Consider the following 22,087-nt stretch of genomic DNA (forward strand, 5'->3'; position numbering starts at 1 on the left):
AGTACTAGACCATGGCGAAAATTGCAAACAATGTTCTCGACCTCGTCGGCGGCACCCCGCTTGTTGAGCTGCACGGAATCACCGAGAACTCAAAGGCTCGCGTGCTGGCCAAGCTGGAGTTTTACAACCCAGCAAACTCGGTGAAGGACCGCATTGGTAAGGCGATCGTCGAGGCCGCGGAGGCTTCCGGCGAGCTCAAGCCGGGCGGCACCATCGTCGAGGCAACCTCGGGCAACACCGGTATTGCGCTCGCGCTCGCCGGCGCTGCCAAGGGCTACAAGGTCATCCTGACCATGCCGGAGACCATGTCCACCGAGCGACGCGTGGTTCTGCGTGCTTTCGGTGCGGAGATCGTGCTCACCCCGGGCGCAGCGGGCATGAAGGGCGCCGTGGAGAAGGCAAACGAAATCGTTGCCGAGCAGGAGAACGCGGTTCTGGCCCGCCAGTTCGAAAACGAGGCGAACCCGCGCATCCACTACACCACCACCGGCCCGGAAATCTGGGAGGACACCGACGGCCAGGTCGACATCCTGGTCGCGGGCGTGGGCACCGGCGGCACCGTCTCGGGCGCCGGCAAGTTCCTCAAGGAGCAGAACCCGGATCTCAAGGCAGTGGCTGTTGAGCCGGCCGCCTCCCCCCTGCTGTCCAAGGGCGAGGCTGGCCCGCACAAGATCCAGGGCCTCGGCGCGAACTTCATCCCGGACACCCTCGACCGCTCGATGGTGGACGAGATCATCGCAGTGACCAATGAGGACGCAGTCGCCATCTCTCGCGAACTCGCAGTCAAGGACGCGATCCTCGGCGGTATCTCCGCCGGCGCGAACGTGAAGGCCGCGCTTGAGCTTGCTGCCCGCGAGGAGAACGAGGGCAAGACCATCGTCGTCATCATCCCGGACTTCGGCGAGCGTTACGTCTCCACCCTCCTGTACGAAGACATCCGCGACTAAGAGCATTTCGCTTAACGACGATTGCGCCCCCGCTTCCCAGCTTCGAATCTAACCAGCTGGGCGCGGGGGTTTCGCATGTAAGCTCACCCGCATGCTGTTTTCGATCATCGCCACTGTCCGCGAGGACCTGGCCAACGCCCGCGAGCACGATCCCGCAGCACGCGGCGACGTGGAGAACGCGATCGTTTACTCCGGCCTCCACGCGATTTGGATTCACCGCGCCTGCCATGCCATGTGGGTGCGCGGGTGGAAAGGCCCGGCCCGCGTTCTGGCGCAGTTCAACCGGTTCCTTACCGGCGTTGAGATCCACCCAGGTGCCACCATTGGCCGCCGCTTCTTCATTGACCACGGGATGGGCATCGTGATCGGCGAAACCGCCGAGATCGGTGACGGTGTGATGCTCTACCACGGTGTCACCTTGGGCGGGCAGGTGCTCACTCAGACGAAGCGCCACCCCACAATCGGCGACAACGTGACCATCGGCGCCGGAGCCAAGGTGCTCGGCCCCATCACCATCGGCGCGAACTCAGCCATCGGCGCGAATGCTGTGGTTACGAAAGACGTGCCGGAGAACTCGATTGCGGTGGGCATCCCTGCCAAGGTGCGCCACCGTAAGTCCGACGAGCAGAGGCACCTGGTCGATCCGGACAACTACGTCGACCCGGGCAGCTACATCATCTAAATCAGGTTGTTAAACCACGACGCTAGACCAGGTCTTTGTATTCCGGGTTCGCGTCAATGTATGCGGCGACGGCCGAGCACATGGGCACGACGCCCAGGCCCCGCTCACGGATGTCGTCCAGGGCGAACTTGATAAGCGGCTTCGATAGCCCTTGGCCTCTGAATTTCGGGTCCACCACGGTGTGCGGCAGCACGCGCACGCCGATGAGGTCGCTATAGGACGCGAAACCGGCCAGCTCGCCGTCGATGGTGAGCTCGTACTGCTGGGCGGACTCGTTGATTGCCAATTCGTAGTTGTTGTTAGACATGCGCCCACCTTACTGGCAGCGCCAACTACTCAACGAGAAAACTCCCTACCGCATGATGTACGAGAGGGAGTTTTGGTGTGGCCAGAGCCAGGATCGAACTGGCGACCCCACACTTTTCAGGCGTGTGCTCTACCGACTGAGCTATCTGGCCAGAACCGCTTCCGCGAAGCTGTTCTGCGACCCTGACGGGACTTGAACCCGCGACCTCCGCCGTGACAGGGCGGCGCGCTAACCAACTGCGCCACAGGGCCATATTCTGTTGTTATCGTGCTCTTGCACGAATTGATACCTTACACAGACCCTTCCCCCGCCTACAAATCCGCAGGCACGGTGTCTTTTCGGTGTGGATTAGCTCGTCGCCTGGCGTTGTCCCCGAACAGTCAGAGCAACGGCGATGAGACCTAAACCCATACCCGCGAGCTGCACAAGACTGATCTCTTGGCCAAACATCATCCACGTCCAGAGCGAAGTAACTGGCGGGGTAAGGAACAGCAGCACGCTGGTTGTGGTTGGTCCGATGGTTCGCAGGCTAGCGGTGTAAGCGGCGTATCCTCCGACGCCGGAAAGGAAGACCAGCCACAGGATTGCCCACACAAGCTCAGCATTGACGGTGACGCCGATGCGTCCTGTCGCCACGGCGACCCCCACGAACAAGACCGCCGCGGTGGTGGTTTGAATGGCCAATGCCTGCACAATGCTCGCCTTTGGGCGCCATGCGCGCTCCAGGACAGCAGTAGCCGACAAGGCAAACAGGGCCACGAACGGCAGCAGCAAGCTCACCGCGGCCGAGGCGGCAAAATCGATGGAGCCCACGGCGAGCCCCACTGCGGCCAGCCCCAGGCCGAGACCGGCGAACATTCGGCCGTTGAACGGGTCGTTCCACAAACGCGAACTCACTGCCGCAACAAGGAGAGGTTGCAGCGCGCAGATCAGGGAGGTGATACCCGGGTCGATGTCAGCCGCGGAGGCGCTGAAGACCGCACCGAGAAAGATCGCGTGGGAGAGCACGCCGATAGCCACCTGCTGCCACACGTCAGTGCGGCTCAGAGCTGGCAGGGCACGGGCTTTGATCGGAGCGTTCGCCGCCCGAATGAGACCAACCGCACCCAGGAGCAGCGCCGAGGTGACCAGGTACCGCCAGGCAAGGAGACCAACGGGAGACGCACAGTCGCCAGCCAACAGCGAGCCAACGAACCCGGAACTCCAACACACAACGAACGCGATAGCAATCAGGATCTGTTTCACCGCAACAGGGTAAATATACCAGTCGGTATACTGTCAATGTACCTCCACCGGAAGGAGCAAACCTTGCCTGCACTTAATGACCTCTCCCCGGCACAACCGCCCGAAACCACGCCCGGCGGCCAACGCATCCTCGACGCCGCATCCGAGCTGTTCTACGCGCGCGGCATCGGCGCCACGGGCCTTGACCTCGTGGTTGAACAGTCGGGAGTGACCAAACGGACCCTGTACCAACGGTTTGGCTCCAAGGAAGGGTTGATCTGCGCCTACCTCACCGCCCGGGCGCATCGGTGGCAAACGCTTGTGCTTCAGCGGGTCCAAGTGGCGATCGACTCGGGCGAGGACCCGGTCAGCGCTGTCTTCGACCTCACGCGCGAATGGTTAGCGGACAACCCCCGTGGGTGCGGCTTCGTCAACGCATGGGCGGAGCTGGGCGGCAACAGCGGTGCAGAAATACAGACGGCCATCCGCCAGGAGAAGCAGTGGATGCGGACACTGTTCTTCACCACAACAGGCGATGAACAAGTTGGAGAACTCATCCACGAACTCTACGAAGGCGCGCTCATTTGCAGCACGATCCTGGGCGATCAAAACGCCCTGCAACGCGCGAAAGCCGGCGCGCAGCGGCTCGTTGGGAGAAAGTAACTGCGGCAACAAAGGGCCGTCGATAAGCGAAAAGCGGACTTCCGAAGAACTCCGCTACCGGCGACCCTGACGGGACTTGAACCCGCGACCTCCGCCGTGACAGGGCGGCGCGCTAACCAACTGCGCCACAGGGCCGTACCCCCAACGGGATTCGAACCCGTGTTGCCGCCGTGAAAGGGCGGAGTCCTAGGCCTCTAGACGATGGGGGCGCTGCTTAGACAGCCTGTTGATCATAGAACAACGCCTTCCCAACAACCAAACGAGCACTACAGTGGGGAGCATGGCTGAAGCAATCATTCACGACGCGTCCCTCTCCCCGACCAAGGACGAGATCCTCGCGGAGCACTCCCCGATCGTCGAACGTCTCGGTTCGTATCGGGCGGTTGATCGCGACAACGAGGTGGGCATCGAGGTACTCGTCGGCACCGACAGTCACGGCACGCTCACCCAGTGCGGTCTGACGTATCGCGACAAGAGCATTGCGCTTGACGACGAATTGCTGCCCCTCTCCCACTCCGTCCTCGGCGACCGTTCAGTGTCGCACCTGACAGCTGATCCCGTGGGCGTGCGTGAAGTGATTGCTTTGATCCTAGCCGGGGGCCGCGGTGCGGACTTCTCGATTGGTGCGCCGATCTTTGAGGTTCACGGCACCGGCCAGACTCCCGACGTTGTTGTGGGCGACGTCGAGATCGACGAGCACAACGAGCATACCTGCTTCGGTACCGTTACCGTCGACGGCGAAGAGCACCGCTTCCAGCTCCGCCTGCAGCAGGAGATCAAGGACCAGCACTCAGCGGATGCCGACGAACTCGCGCTGGTGAAAGACGGCGACGTGCCGCTGATCAAGCTCGAGGTGTGGAAGTAGCGGTTAGCGCACGACGGGGGCGTAGCGCGAGCGCTCGTCGCTGCTTGACACGACGCGTGAGCCGAACGGGAAGCAGGTCACCGGGATCATCTTCAGGTTTGCCCATGCCATAGGCAGGCCGATGATGGTCAGCGCCTGAACAACTGCGGTGGTGACGTGGCCGATTGACAGCCACATGCCCGCGAGTACAAACCAGATGACGTTGGCCAGCAGGCTGAAGACACCCGGCTCGCCCTGCACCACCTCACGGCCAAACGGCCAGATCACGTAACCCGCAATGCGGAATGACGCGATGCCGAACGGGATGGTGACAATGAGCAGGCAGGCCAGAATGCCCGCAAGGGTGTAGCCGATGAACAGCCAGATACCTGCGGTGAGCAGCCAGATAATGTTGAGAATGAACCGGATCAGACCCATATGGGCGAGCCTACCCCGGTAGAACGAGCAGGCTCACGGCCATGACCGCCATGCCGGCAACGAGGCCGTAGACCGCGGCGTGGTGGCGACCCGTTTGGATTGCGGTGGGCAGCAGCTTGTCCAAGCTGACGAAGACCATTACGCCGGCGATCGCCGCGAACGTGAGACCCAAGGTCTGCGGACCCAGGAACGGGCGCAGCAGAAGGAAGCCGATAATCGCGCCGAGCGGTTCCGTGAGCCCAGACAGCGCCGCCCACCCGGCGGCACGCCACTTACGTCCTGTCGCCTCACGCAGCGGCACAGCGACGGCGACACCTTCCGGAATGTTGTGCACGGCGATCGCGAATGCGATGGGCAGAGCGAGCACCGGGTCAGCGAGGGCCACCATGAACGTGGCAAAGCCTTCCGGGAAGTTGTGGATCGCGATTGCGGCGGCCGTGAACACGCCGACGTTGCGCATGCGGTTGGAGCCGTTTGAATGCGGATCCTCGTGAGGGTTGACATCTTCAGGGACGAGGCGGTCGATGAGCGCGATCGCCACAATCCCAGCGAAGAAGGCGACTGTGCCCCACAGTTCGGGGTTAGGGTTATCCGCTTCGATGAGCGATTCGATGCCCTCGGGCAGGAGCTCGATCAGCGAGATGTAGACCATGACACCGGCCGAGAAACCCAGGGAGCCGGCGAGGAACCTGGCGCTTGGACTGCGCTTGAGCGCGACGATGACACCGCCAAGGCCCGTTGAAAGCCCGGCGAATAGGGAGATGGCCAGGGCCATCCAGACCGCATTGGCGTCGACACCGAGGTTGTGCATGAGTTGTGGGCCCTCCGGGGCTCGAACCCGGGACCTGCGGATTAAAAGTCCGTAGCTCTACCAACTGAGCTAAAGGCCCGTAAGCGTCAATCGTAGACAATCGGGCCAGCGAACTTGAAATCGGGGCGAGTTATCCACAGATTCGAATCTGTTGCGTGCCTTTCGTTTGTCCGTGTGCGAGAATTCGGACATGGGGAATGAGCGGGGGAATCGACAGATCAGCTTGGTTCAACGACAAGCCGAGGAGTTTCGGGTGGAGTTGGCCAATGCGGTTGAAGGGGTCGTCGATAAGCGAAAGCTCTCTCGAAATGCCGAGCTGAAGGCGGCTTTGATCGGGGACGAGTATGCGCAACTGGCGGCGACGCAGTACATGGCACGGGCGGCGTTTGAGACGCTGCCGAAGTGGATGCGCGAGGCAGTGGAGGCGGTAGCCACTGGCCGCGGAATGTACAAGGGGACGCTGGTGGGGCGTAGTGCAGCGCGGGTGCATGGAATGTGGATGCTGCCATGGGCACCGTTCGCACACGAGGTGACGCTGCCGTCGGGGAAGCGACCGGCAGGATCCAAGGCGCTGCGTGGTGCGGTCTATCGATGGAGTCCGTTGCGGGATGACGAGAAGGAGAAGTTGCACGGGGTCGAGGTGACCGATGCGGTACGGACCTGCATCGATATCGCACGCTACTACGGGTTCGTGGAGGGCTTGGTGGCCATGGATTGGGTGCTCGCTGCGGGGAAAGCCACGCGCGAACAGCTTCTGGAAGCTGCAGCGAAGATGGGACGGTTCCGGAACAAGGCGGTTGTGTTGCGTGCGATCGCTTGCGCGGTGTCGGGGTCGGATTCGGCGCTCGAATCATGGTTTCGGGCAGAACTCATCGAGCGCGGCGTTGGCGGGTGGAGGTTTCAGGCGCAGATCGGGCCATTCCGTGCCGATTTTCTCTTCGACGAAATCCTGGTGGTAGAGATCGACGGGCGCAGTAAAACGCGAGACAAAGCGAACGAGGTGCTGCGCGCCGAGCGGGATCGCGAGCGGTGGATGTTGCGGCAAGGGCATCCGGTTATGCGGTACTACTACGAGGATCTTCGGGACCATCTGGACAGAGTGCTTGCCGAGATCGGGGATGCGCGGCGGCGGGGGCATGCGGCCGGTGGGGCCAGTGCGGCCAGTGGGGCTAGCGGGGCCAGTGGGGCTAGCGGGGCCGGCCGGAAGGTTGAGTAAGCGGCTGGCCTTCACCACCAACCTTTAAGCGCCAACTTTTCAGCCCCAAGTTGGTGCTTCTTTCTGAGTTAAACCCCAACTTGGTGCTTAAAAGTTGGGGGTAAAGAGGGCGAGGGGTTTGAGGGGCACGGTGGATCGGATAAGCGGAACGCCCGTCCAGCGTGTGAACTGGGCGGGCGCTTCGTGGCGAAAGGCGCTTACTGCGCGTCCTTCTTCTGCATCGTGCCGGTCTCTTCGATGCGGTTGTGGAAGTCGAAGGCATGCTTCAGGTCGTGCGGAGTGGACTGGTACTTGCACTTGGAAGCGAGTTCGACGTACTCCTCCAGCAGCGGGCGGTAGGTCGGGTGCGCGATGGAGATCATCTTGGCCACGCGGTCGCGCGGCGCAAGGCCACGCAGGTCGGCAACACCGTACTCGGTGATGAAGACCATCGCGTCGTGCTCGGTGTGGTCGACGTGGGAAACCATCGGCACGATTGCGGAGATGGCGCCACCCTTGGCCTCCGACGGAGAGATGAAGGAGGAGATGTAGGCGTTGCGGGTGAAGTCACCGGAACCGCCCAGAGCGTTCATCAGGCGGGAGCCGTTGATGTGGGTGGAGTTCGCGTTGCCGTAGATGTCGGCCTCGATCATGCCGTTGGTGGCGATGAGGCCGGTGCGGCGGATCACCTCCGGATGGTTGGAGATCGACTGCGGACGCAGGATGATGGACTCGCGGTAGCGGGCAGCCTCGTTGTTCATCTTTTCTGCGTACTCCGGCGACAGGGAGAAGGAGGTCGCAGAGGCCACGGTCATCTTGCCGGCGTCGATGAGGTCGACCATGCCGTCCTGGATCACCTCGGTGTAGGCCTGGATGTTCTCGAACTTGGACTCCATCAGGCCCGCCATCACGGCGTTCGGGACGTTGCCCACGCCGGACTGCATAACGTAGCCGTCGTATGCCAGGCGGCCAGCCTGCACCTCGTGCTCGAGGAAATCGAGGAAGTTGCCGGCGATCTGCTCGGAAACCTCATCCGGTGCCTTGAACGGGGCGTTGCGGTCCGGGTCATTGGTCTCCACCACAGCGACGACCTTCTCTGGGTCGATCTCGATATAGGTGGTGCCGATGCGATCGCCGGCCTTGGTGATCGGGATCGGGATGCGGTTCGGCAGCGGCGGCACGGTCCAGATGTCGTGCATACCCTCGAGATCCTCGGATTGCCAGGAGTTGACCTCGATGATGATCTTCTGCGCAGCGTTAAGGAACTCGACGGAGTTGCCCACGGAAGACGACGGGACAATGTTGCCGTCCTCGGTGATGCGCACAGCCTCGATGATGGCGACGTTGATGTCACCGAAGAAGCCCTGCTCAACCATCATCCCGGAGTGGGACAGGTGGATGTCCTGGAACTTCATCTCGCCGGCGTTGATCTTGTTACGCATCTGCGGGTCGGACTGGTACGGCATGCGGTAGCGCAGCGCGCCCGCCTCAGCAAGCACACCGTCACACTCAGGCGCGGTGGATGCACCGGTGAACAGATCGATCTTGAAGTCCTGGCCCTTGTCGTGGGCAGCCTTGGCCTTCTCGGCGATCGCTCCCGGCAGGGCCTTCGGGTAGCCGGCGCCGGTGAAGCCGGAAATACCGACTTTGTCACCGTGCTCGACGAACTCAGCTGCCTCCTCGGCAGACATCACCTTGTCGCGGAGCTTGGCGCTGGCGATACGGTCGCTCATGAAAGATCCCTCTCTTTAGCTATGGATTCGGGTAACAGTTCCCCACCATTGTGACCTATCTTGCATTTGTGTGGGGAAGTTGGTTTAAACGAAGCGTCGAAAAGCGAATGCCCCACCCCCGAAAGTGTGATTGGACTGAATCGCTTCGGGCGGGAAGAATAGGGGCATTATGACGGCACCTACCACCACTGCGCTTTCGATCGGGGGGATCGACCTTGACTCCCCCGTCATGCTCGCGCCGATGGCAGGCGTGACCAATATGCCGTTTCGCGTGCTGTGCCGCGAGATCGAGGAGCAGCTCACGGGCACCGCGAGCGGGCTGTATGTGTGCGAGATGATCACGGCACGCGCGATGGTGGCGCGGAACCAGAAGACGCTGCACATGACGACATTCGCGGACGTGGAGACGCCGCGGTCGATGCAGCTCTACACCGTGGATCCGAAGTTCACGTACGAAGCGGTGCGGATGATCGTGGAGGAAGACATCGCGGACCACGTCGACATGAACTTCGGCTGCCCGGTGCCAAAGGTGACGCGCAAGGGTGGCGGATCGGCGATCCCGTATAAGCGCAGGCTGTACGGCAACATCGTGCGCGCCGCGGTTGAAGCTGCTGACGGTCGCGTGCCAGTGACCGTGAAGTTCCGCATCGGCATTGACGACGACCACCACACGCACCTCGACGCTGGCCGCATCGCCGCAGAGGAGGGCGCGGCTGCGGTGGCGCTGCACGCGCGCACGGCGGACCAGCGCTACTCGGGTGTGGCGCAGTGGGACGAGATCGGCCGTCTGGTCGAGCACATGGACGGCACGGGCGTGCCAGTGATTGGCAACGGCGACATTTTCGCCGCCGAAGACGCCGCGCGGATGATGGCGCAAACCGGCTGCCACGGTGTCGAGGTCGGCCGCGGGTGCCTCGGCCGGCCGTGGCTTTTCTCCCAACTCGGCGCGCAGCTCCGCGGTGAAGACATCCCACCCGAGCCCACCTTGGGGGAGGTCGCCCGCATCATCTACCGCCACGCGGAGCTCTTAGCGCTTCACGACGGCGAGTCCCACGCGTGTCGGGATATTCGCAAGCACACCGGTTGGTACCTGAGAGGGTTCCCGGTCGGGGGCAAGTTCCGAAAGGACCTGGCGCAGGTCGAGTCCCTGGCGCAGCTCGAATCGCTGTTGGAAACCATCTGGGCGTCGCCGGAACTGTCTGAGGCTGTGGCAGAGCACGCTGACGATGCGCGCGGCCGACAGGGTTCACCATCAAAGGTTGCGCTTCCCGACGGCTGGTTGGACGACCCCGAGGATGAGACGGTCCCCGAAGGCGCCGAGGTCGAGAACAATGGCGGATAACGCTCCGGGTAGCGCGCGCCCCCAGATCAAGCTGCGCACCGCGTTCCGGCAGCGTCTTCAGGCGTATACCGACGACATTCTCACTATGAGCGAACTCGCGCGAAACCACATGGTGCACGCCGCACACGCGCTGATCAACCAAGACTTGGAGGCGGCCGAAGAAGCTCTTTCAGGCATTGACCAGCTCTGCGAAATCCACGCGCGCTGCGAGGACCGCGCGATGGCGTTGCTGGCTCGCCAGAGCCCCGTAGCCACTGATCTGCGACAAGTGGTGTCCTACCTGCACATCGAAGGCGACCTCACGCGGATGGGCAATCTCGCCAGACTCGTGGCGACGATCGCGCGTCAGCACCACCCCGCCCCGGCCCTGCCCGCTGAGGTCGGCCCAGCGCTCGTGGACATCGCCGAGGCGACGAACGCGATGGCAGAGGTTGCGGTCCAGCTCATCGAATCTCCCGATGTCGAAGCGGCGTTGCTACTGCGCGACGCGGATGCTCGCGTGGACACCATGACCCGTGAACTGACTGCGAATGCCTCGAGCGCGGACTGGGAGCATTCCAACCGCGAGGCCGTGGACTGCGCGCTGGTGGCGCGCTACTTCGAGCGCTACGCCGACCACTGTGTACGCATCGGCGAGCGCGTGATCTTCATGGTCACCGGCTCGCATGCGGACGAGTACGCCACCTACCGCGATTTAGACGATGAAGAGCAGGCCGAGCGTATCGCGGAATCGCAGCGCCGCTTCACCCCGCGCGCCTAGCCGCCACATCAAACCCTGATAGCTGCCGCAAACCCGGATAGTTTCGCACCCTTACGTACAGAACTGACTACATAAGGGCGGCTAACTATCCGGGTTTGGCTAGATTGTCCGGGTTTGGGTTCGGGGGTTGGGGCTCGGAGATCGTATGGGCCCTAAAACGCGAAACACCGCCGATCCCGTGGATGGGGAGGGCGGTGTGTCGTCGACAAGCGAAAGCCCGAGCTTAACCGAAGCGACCGGCGATGTAGTCCTCGGTCTCCTTCTGGTTCGGGTTCTCGAAGATGGTGGTGGTGTCGTCGAACTCCACCAGGTGGCCCGGCTTACCGGTGGCCTCGAGGGAGAAGAAGGCGGTCTTGTCCGACACACGAGCAGCCTGCTGCATGTTGTGGGTCACGATGACGATGGTGTAGTCCTCCTTCAGCTCGTGGATGAGGTCCTCCACGGCCAAGGTGGAAATCGGGTCGAGTGCGGAACACGGCTCATCCATGAGCAGCACCTCCGGGCGAACCGCAATCGCACGTGCGATGCACAGACGCTGCTGCTGACCACCGGAGAGGCCGCCGCCCGGCTTGTCCAGACGGTCTTTGACCTCGTCCCAAAGGTTTGCGCCGCGCAGAGACTGCTCGGTGATCTCGGCGAGCTTCTTCTTGTCCTTCTCGCCCTGCAGGGTCAGGCCGGCGACAACGTTCTCCGCGATGGACATGGTGGGGAACGGGTTCGCCTTCTGGAACACCATGCCGACGGTGTTGCGGACCGCAACTGGGTCCACCTTGGAGTCGTAGATGTTGTGGCCGTCGAGGAGGATCTCGCCCTTCACGGAGGCGTTCGGGATGACCTCGTGCATGCGGTTGAGGGTGCGGAGCACGGTGGACTTACCGCAACCGGACGGGCCGATGAATGCGGTGACGGCCTGCGCCGGGATATCCATGTTGACGTTCTGCACGGCGTGGAAGTCGCCGTAGTAGATGTTGACGTCGTTGAGTAGAAGCTTGGTTGACATCTAGGTTTCTCCTTACTGAGAGTTAGGTACGGCTACTTCTTGACCGAGAACTTGGAGGCGATGAAGCGGGCGAGCAGGTTGAGGGTGACCACCAGGATCACCAGGGTGAGCGCTGCGCCCCACAGGCGTTCGTTCGAAGGTCCGGTCGCGCCGGCCTTCCACATATCGAGCATGAACAGCGGCAGCGAAGACTGCGGCTGGTTGAACATGTGGTTCCAGTTCATCGCCGGGTTGGAGCCCACGAGGATCAGCACCGGAGCGGACTCGCCCATGACGCGGGCGATAGCCAGCATGATGCCGGTGACGATACCGGAGAGCGCGGTCGGAAGGACGATGCGTGCGATGGTCTTCCACTTCGGGACACCAAGCGCGTAAGTGGCCTCGCGCAAGTCCATCGGCACCACGCGGAGCATCTCCTCGGTGTTACGGACCACGACCGGGATCATGAGCAGAATCAGCGAGAGTGACACGGCGAAGCCGGAACGCTGCTGGCCCAGCATGGTGATCCACAGGGCGTAGATGAACAGGGCGGAAACGATGGACGGAACACCGGAGAGGATGTCCACCATGAAGGTGGTCAGCTTGCCAAGGCGGTTGCCGTTGGAGTACTCGACCAGGTAGATCGCGGTGAAGATACCGATCGGGATGGCGAACAGGGAGGCAACCAGGGTCTGCAGGAGCGTACCGACGATCGCGTGAGCAGCACCGCCGCCCTCCTTGGTCGCACGGATGCCAACCATGTCGCTGGTCCACCAGTGGCCGGAGAAGACCTGCTCGTAGCCACGGGAGATAACGGTAATGAGGACCCAGAGCAGCGGAATCAACGCCAGGATCATGCACAGCCACAGCAGACCGCTCATGATGTTGTTCACGGTCTTGCGGCCCTGGGAGATGTCGGTGAACGGGGAACCGTCGCCGGCGCGAACCGGGGTCTTCGCCGAAGTGGTGGTCGTTGTGGTCGTCGTGGTCGCCGTCTCGGAGACGGACTGGCCACCGTTGTCAGGAGTCGGGACAGCAGTAGACATTGTCAGGCTCCTCCTTCCTACTTGTTCACGATCGCGCGGGCGATCGAGTTGACGATGAAGGTCAGGACGAACAACACGAGACCGGCGGCGATGTAGGCACCGGCTGAAGTCGGGTTGTTGAACTCTGCGGACGCGTTCGCGATAGCGGTCGCGAAGGTGGTGCCGCCGTCGAAGAACGAGCCGCGGTACTCGTTGGCCGGAGCGACCACCATGTAGAGCGCCATGGTCTCACCCAGTGCGCGGCCGAGACCGAGCATGGAACCAGCAATAAAGCCGGACCAGCCGAACGGCACCACTGTCATGCGCACGACTTCCCAGCGGGTGGCGCCGAGAGCCAGAGCGGACTCGATCTGGCCGGGAGGGGTCTGCACGAATACCTCGCGGGCGGTTGCGGCGATGATCGGCAGGATCATGATCGCCAGCACGATGCCACCGGTGAGCACGTTACGGCCGGTCGCGAACGGCGGAGAGTTTTGGTAGGTGGCAAACAGGAAGAAGTCGCCGCCCCAAGAGTTGACCCAGGTGTAGAACTTGCCCAGCAGCGGGCCGAGCACCTGCGCACCCCATAGACCGAAGACGATCGACGGCACCGCGGCGAGCATGTCCACCAAAGTGGCCAGCGGGCGCACCAGCTGCTTCGGACAGTAGTTGGATAGGAACAGCGCGATACCGAGTGCGATCGGCATGGCGATGACCAGTGCGATCAGGGAGATCGTCAGCGTGGAGAAGAACAGGTTCGGAATACCGAAACGCATGTCATCCAGGTTCGCGGTGGACCACTGGCCACCGTAGGTGAAGAAGTTCTCCTGGTTACGGCGCAGCGGGTCAAATGCCTGGATCAACAGGAACAGACCGACGGCTGCAACCAGAACGGTGATCAGCGCGGCGGAAAAGGTAGAGAGGAACTCGAAGACGCGGTCGCCCGGGCGCTTCACGCCGGCGCCGCCGCCTGTCTGCGGGGCGCCCTCGGTGGCCGGGTCTTGGCCCTTTTGCACGGGTGCGCCGGTGGATTCTTGCACAACGGCGTGATCACGAGTAGCCGGGCCAGCGCCGCGGTCATCGTGCTCAGATGCTGGCAATTCGTTGTCAGCCATAGTCACAATTCCTTTGGGTGAGATATGAGACATGTAAGGAGAAGTGGGATGCGAAGACAACTCAAGCACACCCCGACATAGATACGCCCCCCTAACGAATAAGGATCGGAAGGGGGGGACGCACCCTGCCAGAGCACGGCTTTCAGCCCACTCCGGCAAGCAAGGCGCTTAGCCGTTGATTGCGTTCACAGCGTCACGCAGGCGCTCGAGGTAGGAGCCGGAAACCGGGATGAAGCCCTCGCCCTCAAGCTCGGAGTCCTGGCGATCCAGAGCGATGTTCAGGAAGTCCTTGACCAGGTTTGCGGTGGAGTCGTCGTAGCCAGCGGAGCAGACGATCTCGTAGGTGGTCATGACGAGCGGGTATGCACCGTCCTCGTGCTGGGCGAACAGAGCCTTGGAGTCGACGACCATGTTGTGGCCCTCGGTCTTGAACTCCATCTTGTCCAGAGCGGTGCCAACGTTCTCAGCGGTGAGTTCGACCGGGCCAGCGCCGAAGTCGACGTTTGCCTTCTGCTCAGCGAAGCCAGCCTCAACGTAGGTGATTGCACCCGGGGTCGCGTTGACCTCCTGAGCCACGCCGGAGGAACCGTTTGCGCCGGTGCCAACTGCGTTCGGGAATGCCTTGCCCTCGCCGGTCCACTTGCCATCGGAAGCAGCAGCCAGGAACTTCTGGAAGTTGTCGGAGGTGCCGGACTCGTCGGAACGGAAGAACACGCGGATCTCCTGATCCGGCAGTTCGGTGCCCTCGTTGTTCGCAGCGATTGCCTCGTCGTTCCAGTTGGTGATGTTGCCCTGGAAGATGTCGACCAGGTTGTCAACGGAGAGGTTGACCTCGTCAACGCCGTCCAGGTTGTAGGCGATAGCGATCGGGCCGATCACCATCGGAAGGTGCCAAGCCTCGTTGCCGCCGCAACGCTCCTTAGCCTGCTCAGCCTCGTCGTCCTTCAGAGCGGAGTCGGAGCCTGCGAAGGTGGCCTGGTTCGCGATGAAGTTCTTGATGCCCGCGCCGGAACCGGACGGGTTGTAGGCCAGGTTTGCACCCGGAACCTCGGCAGCGTACTCAGCGCCGAAGTACTCCATAGCGTTCTGCTGGGAGGAAGCGCCCTCAGCAACCAGGGTGCCGGTCTCGCCGGAGAGCTCGTAGTCACCCTTCTCAGCGCCAGCGGCATCGGTGCTGTCGGAGGAGGTGCTGTCTGCAGCGGTGGTAGCTGCGGTGTCCTTGGTGGAGTCGGTGCTGTCGGAGTCATCACCACATGCAACAAGGGTGGCGGAGGAGAGTGCGGCGATGCCTGCGAGTGCGGCGGTGCGCTTGAAGTTGCGGATCACGGGGTACCTTTCCGGTTCTTGGTAGATCAATGCAAGAGCATCGGTCCCTCAGGGATGCGCCTGGGATTGCTGAGTGCGAACCCAGATCACGTCCGAATACTCACGTCGCTTAAAGGTACGGCCCGGTGGTTAACCTCTGGTGTCGAGTCAAGTGAACAATCCGTAAACTCTCAGCGATCAACGTAAACTTGCAGCTAGATCGCGCGATATTGATAGACGACATGGGATTCTGCGACTGTGAACCCGATCTCTTTGTACCGCTTCACCGCCGGCCGATTATCCGCTTCCACATACAGGATGACCTGCGAAGACCCCCGCACCACCAGGTGATTCAGCCCTGCCTGCATGAGCGGTCCCCCCATTCCCTCCCCCCGGTAGGCGGAAGCCAGGCCGACCACGTACACCTCGCCGACGTTGCCCGGATGCTCTTTGGTCCAGTGGAACCCAGCCAATTCCTCGCCGTCGTACAGCAGCCACACGCCGCGCGGGTCAAACCACTCAGTATCCATTCCCCGCCGCAGCCGCTCCAGGTCCCACCCACCCTGCTCCGGGTGCCAGGAGAAGGCATCGTTGTTCACCTCGAGCCATTGCTTATCGACGCTCCCCTGTCCCCACCGCGCACACGCATCGGCATAGTCCAGCAACTCGAAGCCCTCTGGAAGCGCGATCTCCGCCTCAAGCTCGTCCGCGTCGATGGACATCACCAGCAGTTCGCGCGTCACCACCATGCCTTTGGCCGCGGCGAACGCCCGGGCGGCGGGGAGGTTGCCGTGGGCCCAGAATTGCGGTTGGGACGAGGCGTCGATAAGCGAAAGAAGCTCTGAGCCGACCCCTTGCCTGCGATGTGCTGGGTGAACGACCAGCTCAACCGCACCATCCGGCGCGCAGGCCGCAAGGCCGGAAACATCCTCGCCACGCCGAACCTCATGGTGGGTGTGGTTGAGGGAGGTGTCTTCCAGGCCGCGGAGGAACTGCTCGGAGAGCGGCGCGATGCCGTCGTGCGACTCCGCAGCGGCGATCAGCTGAGCGATAGTAACGGTCATGCCCCGAGACTACGCTGGGAAACCATGAGTGAAAACGAGACCGTAAACGAAGACGCGAACCAGCATCCCCTCGACGGTTCGGCGGCCGTGAACCTGGCGGCGGAGCAAGCCAAGAACACCGCGCACCGCAACATTCCACCGCATGGATTTGAAAACTTCCCGCTCGAGGACGACACCGCGAACTTGCGGCAAGGGCCTTCGCTTCACGACGGCCTCTTGGCACTGCTCCCCCTGGTAGGCGTGTGGCAAGGCAGCGGTCAGGCCAACGACCACGGCGAGGAATACGCCTTTGGCCAGCAGCTGGTGATTTCGCACGACGGCGAGAACTACCTGCGCTTCGAATCGCGGCTGTGGCGCTTGGATGAGAACGGCGAATCAACCGGCGCCGATCAGCGCGAAGTGGGGTTCTGGCGGATCTCCGAATCCGACGAGATCGAGGTGACGTTGACCAACTCGCGCGGCCTTGTAGAGGTGCTGTATGGCTCGATGCGCAACGAGCGGGCGTGGCAGCTGGAGAGCGCGTCGACTATCGCCACGGAGACCGGCCCGGCCGATCACGGTCCCGGCAAGCGCCTTTACGGTCTGATGCCGAACAACAACCTCGGCTGGGTAGACGAGCGCCTGGTAGACGGCGAGCTCGTGCCGTACATGTCGGCAGAGCTGCAGCGCATCGCTGGATAGACCCGTGTCAGTTCAGCGCTTTGGTGATGAGCTCGCGGATCTCCGCCTCATTGTCCGGCGCTGGCAAGGTCTTGCCATTGAGCTCGGTGACGCGGGCGCAAATGCGCGTGGAGCTGACCAGCCACACTGATTCCGTGCCATAGAGCTCGCCGAGCGCGATGTCCTTTTCTTTGCATTTCCACCCCTGCTTGGTGGCGTAGTCGAAAACTGCCGCCTGGGTGGTTCCCGCCAGGATGCCCGGCCCGGGCGCCGGGGTGCGCAGGCGCTGGCCTTTTTTCACCATGATGACGGAACTCGTCGAACCCTCGAGGACGCGCTCGGTGCCGCGCTCTATGTAAATAACGTCGTCCGCGCCTTTTCCGCGTGCCCAGCGCAAGGCGGCCATCGTCGCGGCGTAGTTGAGCGTCTTCGCTTCCGCACCCAGCCACTCCACGTCTGGTTCAACCGTGTAGCCGCGCGGCGTAGTCACCACTTTCACGCCCTGCTCGCGCTGCGCTAGAACGTCTGCCGGGATGGGGCGCACCGTGAGCCACGCGGTTGGCACACCGGTGGTCTCACGGCCGCGCGTCATCGTCCAGACACACTTCGCCTCGATCTTTGCCGGGTCCTGCGCCCGCTCGCGGCAGTAGTCGGCGACGGCCTCAGCGGTGACGCGCGCCCACTGCTCCCCGACCGGTTCCGGCAACTCCAGCGCCGCTGCAGAACGAGCGAAGCGGGCGAGGTGCTTTTGCAGATTCTTGGCCTCGCCTCCTCGTACCAACACGGTTTCAAAGATGCCGTCGCCACGCGTGAGCCCCGCATCATCCCAGAACACGTGCGGGGTGTGCGGGCTTTGTCTGCGGATGGATCCCCCAAACGGCTCCACCAGGTAGATCACGGGTTCCGGTGGAAGGAGTGATTGATGGTCAAGGCCCTGACCTGCGTGTCCCATAGCCCACCATTATGCACCTATGATCGGTGCGCATGGCACAGTCCTATTCCTCGCCACTGCTCGCTCTTCCCGGCGCGGTGCCGGATGAGGCCACCGGGGTCGCACTGCACTACGGCAACCCGCTCGCTGAGCAGCGCCGCATGCGGGAGCACCCCGCGCTGATCGACCGCTCCCACCGTGCCGTCGTGCGCGTCGGCGGTCCGGACGCGGCGACGATTTTGAACAATTTGCTTTCGCAGAAACTTGATGACGTTCCAGCCGGCTTCGGCGGATCCGCCCTGGACCTGGACATGCAGGGCCACGTGCTCCACCACGTCGACGTGATCTTCAACGGCGATGCATTCTACTTCGACATGCCACGCGCCCAGCACGAAAGCTTCGTCGACTACCTCAGCCGCATGAAATTCTGGTCCGACGTGACCATCGAAGACACTGACCTCGCAGTGGTCACCGTGCTCGGCGGCGGCTCCATCCCCGGCGCAGACATGACGCGCGCCGTGCCCTTTGGCGCATGGTTGCGTATCGACGGCCTCGTGCCCCGCGAATCCCTCCACCACGCCGCCACCGAATTTTCGCGCGAGATCGGCAACGTGGTCGGGCTCATGGCGTTTGAAGTCGCGCGTGTGCGCGCGATGGAGCCGGAGCTCGGCGTCGACCTCGACTCCAAGTCGATTCCGCACGAGGTGCCGCGCTTCATAGCGCGCGGTGAAGCACCGCTCTACCCGGCCGCCGTTCACCTGAACAAGGGTTGCTACCGCGGGCAAGAGACGGTGGCGCGAGTAGAGAACCTCGGCCGTTCTCCCAGGTTGCTGGTGATGTTGCAGCTCGATGGGTCGTCGCCAAGCGAGCCCCAAGTGGGAGCCGCAATCACCGCTGGGCCTGGGGGGCGGACGGTGGGCCGTTTAGGCACCGTCGTGCACGATGCCGACGAGGGTCCGATCGCGCTGGCGTTGGTGAAACGCTCCGCGCTAGACGGGCCACTGGAGATTGACGGTACCGCCGCAGTGGTTGATGCCGCTTCCCTGCCTACCGACGAAGGCGAGCACGCCGGCCGGCGCGCAGTGGAAGGCCTGCGCCGCGGTACCGGCCCCGGGGTCTAGGAGCGGAATTCGCAGCGTATAGGGCCGAGGCGAATTTTCATTTTGTTTTGGCTATGATGTCTGGCAGGACAAACACTTTTCGAACTTAAGAACCACCTCAAGGGGGTCACGCCATGGGTCGCGGACGCGCAAAAGCGAAGCAGACCAAGGTCGCTCGCCAGCTCAAGTACAACTCTCCTGAAATGGATCTGGATTCCTTGCAGCGAGAGCTTGCGGGCCAAAACCCGGAGTCCAGCTGGGACGATGACGAGGCGGACACCGAATACGGTGACTACTCCGATTGGAACGACGAGTACGGCCAAGACAAGCGCGCAGCCCGCTAGCTGCACAACCTCACAGCCCGAAGCAAAAGCGCACCCCGAGTTTGAACCGGGGTGCGCTTCGCGCTTACGAGTTAGTACTGCGGGTGCGTGCCGCTAAGCACAGCGCGGGCGGTGACCTCGCTGTCCTCGCCCGAGTGCGCAGCGCGGACCTCACCGAGCACCCAGCTGTCGATGTGGCGCGCAGCCAGGATCGCCAGCGCGCGGTCGCGGTCCGCGGGCGAGACGACGGCGACCATGCCGACGCCCATGTTGAAAGTCTTCTCCATCTCCTCATCCGGCACCTGGCCGATCGAGCGGATGGTGCGGAAGATCTGCCCTGGCGTCCAGGTGGCGCGGTGCATCTCGGCGACCAAGCCCTCCGGGATCACGCGCTCCATATTGCCTGCGAGCCCGCCACCGGTGACGTGGCAGAAGGTGCGCACGTCGCATTCGGCTGAGAGTTCCAAGCAATCCAGCGCATAGATCCGAGTCGGTTCCAAAAGCTCGTCGCCAAGCGTGCGCCCGAGCTCCTCGATGTGACCGTCGAGCGGCAACCCGGCGCGCTCGAGCAGCACATGGCGCGCAAGCGAGTAGCCGTTGGAGTGCAGGCCGGACGACGCCATCGCAATGATGACATCGCCCTCGCGCACGCGGTGCGGTCCGAGCAACTCATCTGCCTCGACGACACCGATGGCGGTGGCGGAGACGTCGTAGTCGTCCTCTCCCATCACGCCGGGGTGCTCCGCGGTCTCGCCGCCGAGCAGCGCGCACCCAGCCTGGACGCAGCCCTCGGCGATTCCGGCGACGATCTGCGCCACCTTTTCAGGCACGACCTTGCCAATCGCGATGTAGTCCTGCAAGAACAATGGCTCGGCGCCACAGACGACGAGGTCGTCGACGCACATCGCGACCAGGTCGATGCCGATCGTATCGTGCTTGTCCATCGCCTGCGCCACGGCGAGCTTCGTGCCCACGCCGTCGGAGCCGGCGGCCAGCAGCGGCTCTTTGTACTTGCCCAGCGCGAACAGGCCGGCGAACCCGCCTAAGCCACCGCGGACCTCGGGGCGGGTGGCGCGGCGCGCGTGGTCCTTGAACAGCTCGACGGCGCGGTCGCCTGCTTCGATGGAAACGCCGGCGGCCTCGTAGGAGACAGGTTGCTCAGTCATGACGCGGTTTCACCTTTCTGGATGCGGCGCACTAGCTCGGCATTCGGGTTGCCTTCAGGCAGCCCCAGCGGGTAGGAACCCGTGAAGCACGCGGCGCAGAGTGATTCGTGTGGGTGGGAGGAGGCCTCCACGATGTCGTCGATAGGCACGAAAGCGAGACTGTCCGCGCCGATCATGGTGCGGATCGACTCTGAGATTTCTTCGTCCGAGCCGCCGCGCCCGTGGTTGGCAATCAGCTCGCCGGGGCTGGCGAAGTCGATGCCGTAGAAGCACGGCCACTTCACCGGCGGCGACGCGATGCGCACGTGCACCTCGCCGGCGCCGGCTTCGCGCAGCATGCGGATCAGTTTGCGCTGCGTGTTGCCGCGCACGATGGAGTCATCCACCACCACAAGCCGCTTGCCCTCAATCACTTCGCGCACCGGGTTGAGCTTCAGGCGCAGCCCCAGCTGGCGCAGGGTATCGGACGGCTGAATGAACGTGCGCCCCACATACGCGTTCTTCATCAGCCCCTGCTTGAACGGGATGCCGGACTCCTCCGCGTACCCGATCGCCGCGGGAGTGCCGGATTCGGGCACAGGCATGACCAGGTCTGCATCCACAGGGAGCACTTTTGCTAATCGACGCCCAATGTCAATCCGCGCACTGTTCACACTTTGCCCATCAATGATGGAGTCGGGCCGCGCGACATACACGTACTCGAAGACACAGTGCGCTCGCGGAGTCTCCGCGAAGCGTTCAGAGTGCACGCCTGATTCGTCGACCCAGACCAGCTCGCCCGGCTCAATGTCGCGCACGAACGACGCGCCGACAATGTCCAGCGCACAGGTCTCCGACGCGATTACCCATCCCCCGTCAAGGCGGCCCAGCGACAGCGGGCGCACCCCGTGTGGGTCGCGCGCAGCGTAGAGAGTGTGCCCGTCGGTGATCATGAAGCAGTACGCGCCTTTGACGCGCGGCAGCAGTTCACGGCACGCGTCCAAGAGCGTCTTGCCGTCTCTGATCAGGTCCGCGAGCAGCGCCGAAACCACCGCCGTATCGGAGGAGGAACCCTGGCCCTCCACACCGGAAGCCGGCACCAGCTTCTTCTCAATCGCCTCCGCCTGCAGCTCGGCGTAGTTGATCAGATTGCCGTTGTGCGCAAGCGCCACATCGGTGCCGTTGGGCGAGGTGCGAAACATCGGTTGGACGTTTTCCCAAGAGTTCCCGCCCGCCGTGGAGTAGCGAGTGTGCCCAATGGCCACCTCACCGTGCAGCGCATTGAGCACCGACTCGTCGAACACCTGGCTGACCAGGCCGGTGTCCTTGAACACCACGATGTTCTCTTGGTCGCCGACCGCGATGCCGGCGCCTTCCTGGCCGCGGTGCTGCAGAGCGAAAAGGCCGAAGTACGTCAGCTTGGAGACGTCTTCCTCCGGCGCCCACACGCCGAAAACGCCGCATTCTTCCCGGGGTTGGTCTTCCACGCCAACC

Annotated in this window: 23 protein-coding genes and 5 tRNA genes; 10 read left to right on the forward strand and 18 right to left on the reverse strand. The window is 63.0% G+C overall.

The window, feature by feature from the left end; all coding sequences use genetic code 11:
* The first annotated feature begins 11 nt into the window (after positions 1–11).
* Positions 12–947, forward strand: a complete 936-nt coding sequence (cysK, locus tag CGLAU_RS10275) for a cysteine synthase A (protein WP_095660617.1) — start codon at positions 12–14, stop codon at positions 945–947.
* Positions 948–1,038: 91 nt separating this feature from the next.
* Positions 1,039–1,629 carry a serine O-acetyltransferase EpsC gene (epsC, locus tag CGLAU_RS10280; protein ID WP_095660618.1) on the forward strand — a complete coding sequence of 197 codons (591 nt, stop codon included), beginning with the start codon at positions 1,039–1,041 and terminating at the stop codon, positions 1,627–1,629.
* 22 nt (positions 1,630–1,651) lie between these two features.
* Here epsC and CGLAU_RS10285 read toward each other — a convergent pair whose 3' ends face one another.
* The 4 genes from CGLAU_RS10285 to CGLAU_RS10300 form a co-directional block, all read right to left on the reverse strand.
* Entirely contained in the window at positions 1,652–1,936 is a 285-nt protein-coding gene (locus CGLAU_RS10285) for a GNAT family N-acetyltransferase (RefSeq protein WP_095660619.1), read from the reverse strand.
* 78 nt (positions 1,937–2,014) lie between these two features.
* Positions 2,015–2,087 (reverse strand) — tRNA-Phe (locus CGLAU_RS10290).
* Positions 2,088–2,113: 26 nt separating this feature from the next.
* Positions 2,114–2,187 (reverse strand) — tRNA-Asp (locus tag CGLAU_RS10295).
* A 97-nt stretch (positions 2,188–2,284) separates the two neighbouring features.
* Positions 2,285–3,181, reverse strand: coding sequence for a DMT family transporter (locus CGLAU_RS10300; RefSeq protein ID WP_095660620.1), 897 nt, complete (start codon positions 3,179–3,181; stop codon positions 2,285–2,287).
* 63 nt (positions 3,182–3,244) lie between these two features.
* Between CGLAU_RS10300 and CGLAU_RS10305 the strand changes: the two genes are divergently transcribed.
* Entirely contained in the window at positions 3,245–3,823 is a 579-nt protein-coding gene (locus CGLAU_RS10305; protein ID WP_232507107.1) for a TetR/AcrR family transcriptional regulator, read from the forward strand.
* Between the two features lie 61 nt (positions 3,824–3,884).
* Here the strand turns inward: CGLAU_RS10305 and CGLAU_RS10310 are convergent.
* Both CGLAU_RS10310 and CGLAU_RS10315 read right to left on the reverse strand, forming a co-directional pair.
* Positions 3,885–3,958 (reverse strand) — tRNA-Asp (locus tag CGLAU_RS10310).
* Between the two features lies 1 nt (position 3,959).
* Positions 3,960–4,032 (reverse strand) — tRNA-Glu (locus CGLAU_RS10315).
* A gap of 71 nt (positions 4,033–4,103) precedes the next feature.
* Between CGLAU_RS10315 and CGLAU_RS10320 the strand changes: the two genes are divergently transcribed.
* Entirely contained in the window at positions 4,104–4,688 is a 585-nt protein-coding gene (locus CGLAU_RS10320) for a CG0192 family protein (protein WP_095660622.1), read from the forward strand.
* Between the two features lie 3 nt (positions 4,689–4,691).
* Here CGLAU_RS10320 and CGLAU_RS10325 read toward each other — a convergent pair whose 3' ends face one another.
* The 3 genes from CGLAU_RS10325 to CGLAU_RS10335 form a co-directional block, all read right to left on the reverse strand.
* The gene (locus CGLAU_RS10325; protein WP_095660623.1) at positions 4,692–5,105 is read right to left on the reverse strand and encodes a YccF domain-containing protein; all 414 of its coding nucleotides are present in this window, start codon (positions 5,103–5,105) and stop codon (positions 4,692–4,694) included.
* 10 nt (positions 5,106–5,115) lie between these two features.
* Entirely contained in the window at positions 5,116–5,916 is an 801-nt protein-coding gene (gene zupT, locus CGLAU_RS10330) for a zinc transporter ZupT (RefSeq protein WP_232507108.1), read from the reverse strand.
* Positions 5,917–5,922: 6 nt separating this feature from the next.
* A tRNA-Lys gene (locus CGLAU_RS10335) sits at positions 5,923–5,995 on the reverse strand.
* 174 nt (positions 5,996–6,169) lie between these two features.
* Here CGLAU_RS10335 and CGLAU_RS10340 point away from each other — a divergent pair.
* A complete protein-coding gene (locus CGLAU_RS10340) occupies positions 6,170–7,132 on the forward strand; it encodes a DUF559 domain-containing protein (protein WP_157731354.1) in 963 nt (320 codons plus the stop codon).
* 197 nt (positions 7,133–7,329) lie between these two features.
* Here CGLAU_RS10340 and CGLAU_RS10345 read toward each other — a convergent pair whose 3' ends face one another.
* Entirely contained in the window at positions 7,330–8,844 is a 1,515-nt protein-coding gene (locus CGLAU_RS10345; protein ID WP_095660625.1) for an acetyl-CoA hydrolase/transferase family protein, read from the reverse strand.
* Between the two features lie 169 nt (positions 8,845–9,013).
* On the opposite strand from CGLAU_RS10345, the gene dusB reads away from it, so the two are divergent.
* The gene (dusB, locus tag CGLAU_RS10350) at positions 9,014–10,186 is read left to right on the forward strand and encodes a tRNA dihydrouridine synthase DusB (protein ID WP_095660626.1); all 1,173 of its coding nucleotides are present in this window, start codon (positions 9,014–9,016) and stop codon (positions 10,184–10,186) included.
* Positions 10,176–10,946: a phosphate signaling complex PhoU family protein gene (locus CGLAU_RS10355; protein WP_198304925.1), complete on the forward strand. Its 771-nt coding sequence runs from the start codon at positions 10,176–10,178 to the stop codon at positions 10,944–10,946. The genes dusB and CGLAU_RS10355 overlap by 11 nt, the downstream gene beginning before the upstream one ends.
* Before the next feature lie 223 nt (positions 10,947–11,169).
* Here CGLAU_RS10355 and pstB read toward each other — a convergent pair whose 3' ends face one another.
* The 5 genes from pstB to mshD all read right to left on the reverse strand — a co-directional run bounded on the left by pstB (position 11,170) and on the right by mshD (position 16,434).
* Positions 11,170–11,946, reverse strand: coding sequence for a phosphate ABC transporter ATP-binding protein PstB (pstB, locus tag CGLAU_RS10360; protein WP_095660628.1), 777 nt, complete (start codon positions 11,944–11,946; stop codon positions 11,170–11,172).
* Between the two features lie 32 nt (positions 11,947–11,978).
* A complete protein-coding gene (pstA, locus tag CGLAU_RS10365; protein ID WP_095660629.1) occupies positions 11,979–12,971 on the reverse strand; it encodes a phosphate ABC transporter permease PstA in 993 nt (330 codons plus the stop codon).
* A 17-nt stretch (positions 12,972–12,988) separates the two neighbouring features.
* Positions 12,989–14,065, reverse strand: a complete 1,077-nt coding sequence (pstC, locus tag CGLAU_RS10370) for a phosphate ABC transporter permease subunit PstC (protein ID WP_095660630.1) — start codon at positions 14,063–14,065, stop codon at positions 12,989–12,991.
* A 168-nt stretch (positions 14,066–14,233) separates the two neighbouring features.
* Positions 14,234–15,391 carry a phosphate ABC transporter substrate-binding protein PstS gene (pstS, locus tag CGLAU_RS10375; RefSeq protein ID WP_095660631.1) on the reverse strand — a complete coding sequence of 386 codons (1,158 nt, stop codon included), beginning with the start codon at positions 15,389–15,391 and terminating at the stop codon, positions 14,234–14,236.
* 194 nt (positions 15,392–15,585) lie between these two features.
* Positions 15,586–16,434: a mycothiol synthase gene (gene mshD / locus CGLAU_RS10380; protein ID WP_095660632.1), complete on the reverse strand. Its 849-nt coding sequence runs from the start codon at positions 16,432–16,434 to the stop codon at positions 15,586–15,588.
* A 24-nt stretch (positions 16,435–16,458) separates the two neighbouring features.
* On the opposite strand from mshD, the gene CGLAU_RS10385 reads away from it, so the two are divergent.
* Positions 16,459–17,115 (forward strand): heme-binding beta-barrel domain-containing protein, encoded by a 657-nt coding sequence (locus CGLAU_RS10385; protein ID WP_095660633.1) that lies wholly within the window; start codon positions 16,459–16,461, stop codon positions 17,113–17,115.
* Between the two features lie 7 nt (positions 17,116–17,122).
* Here CGLAU_RS10385 and CGLAU_RS10390 read toward each other — a convergent pair whose 3' ends face one another.
* Complete coding sequence (locus CGLAU_RS10390; RefSeq protein WP_095660634.1) at positions 17,123–18,046, reverse strand: aminodeoxychorismate lyase; 924 nt, start codon at positions 18,044–18,046, stop codon at positions 17,123–17,125.
* 32 nt (positions 18,047–18,078) lie between these two features.
* Here CGLAU_RS10390 and ygfZ point away from each other — a divergent pair, with 32 nt between their 5' ends.
* A complete protein-coding gene (ygfZ, locus tag CGLAU_RS10395; protein WP_095660635.1) occupies positions 18,079–19,146 on the forward strand; it encodes a CAF17-like 4Fe-4S cluster assembly/insertion protein YgfZ in 1,068 nt (355 codons plus the stop codon).
* A gap of 113 nt (positions 19,147–19,259) precedes the next feature.
* Complete coding sequence (locus CGLAU_RS10400; RefSeq protein WP_095660636.1) at positions 19,260–19,469, forward strand: DUF3073 domain-containing protein; 210 nt, start codon at positions 19,260–19,262, stop codon at positions 19,467–19,469.
* 71 nt (positions 19,470–19,540) lie between these two features.
* Here the strand turns inward: CGLAU_RS10400 and purM are convergent, their stop codons facing one another.
* A complete protein-coding gene (gene purM / locus CGLAU_RS10405; protein WP_095660637.1) occupies positions 19,541–20,614 on the reverse strand; it encodes a phosphoribosylformylglycinamidine cyclo-ligase in 1,074 nt (357 codons plus the stop codon).
* A complete protein-coding gene (purF, locus tag CGLAU_RS10410) occupies positions 20,611–22,080 on the reverse strand; it encodes an amidophosphoribosyltransferase (protein WP_415877133.1) in 1,470 nt (489 codons plus the stop codon). Before purF ends, purM begins: the two co-directional genes overlap by 4 nt.
* Positions 22,081–22,087: the final 7 nt, after the last annotated feature.

This window comes from Corynebacterium glaucum (assembly GCF_002287505.1).
In the GTDB taxonomy this organism is placed as follows: Bacteria; Actinomycetota; Actinomycetes; order Mycobacteriales; family Mycobacteriaceae; genus Corynebacterium; species Corynebacterium glaucum.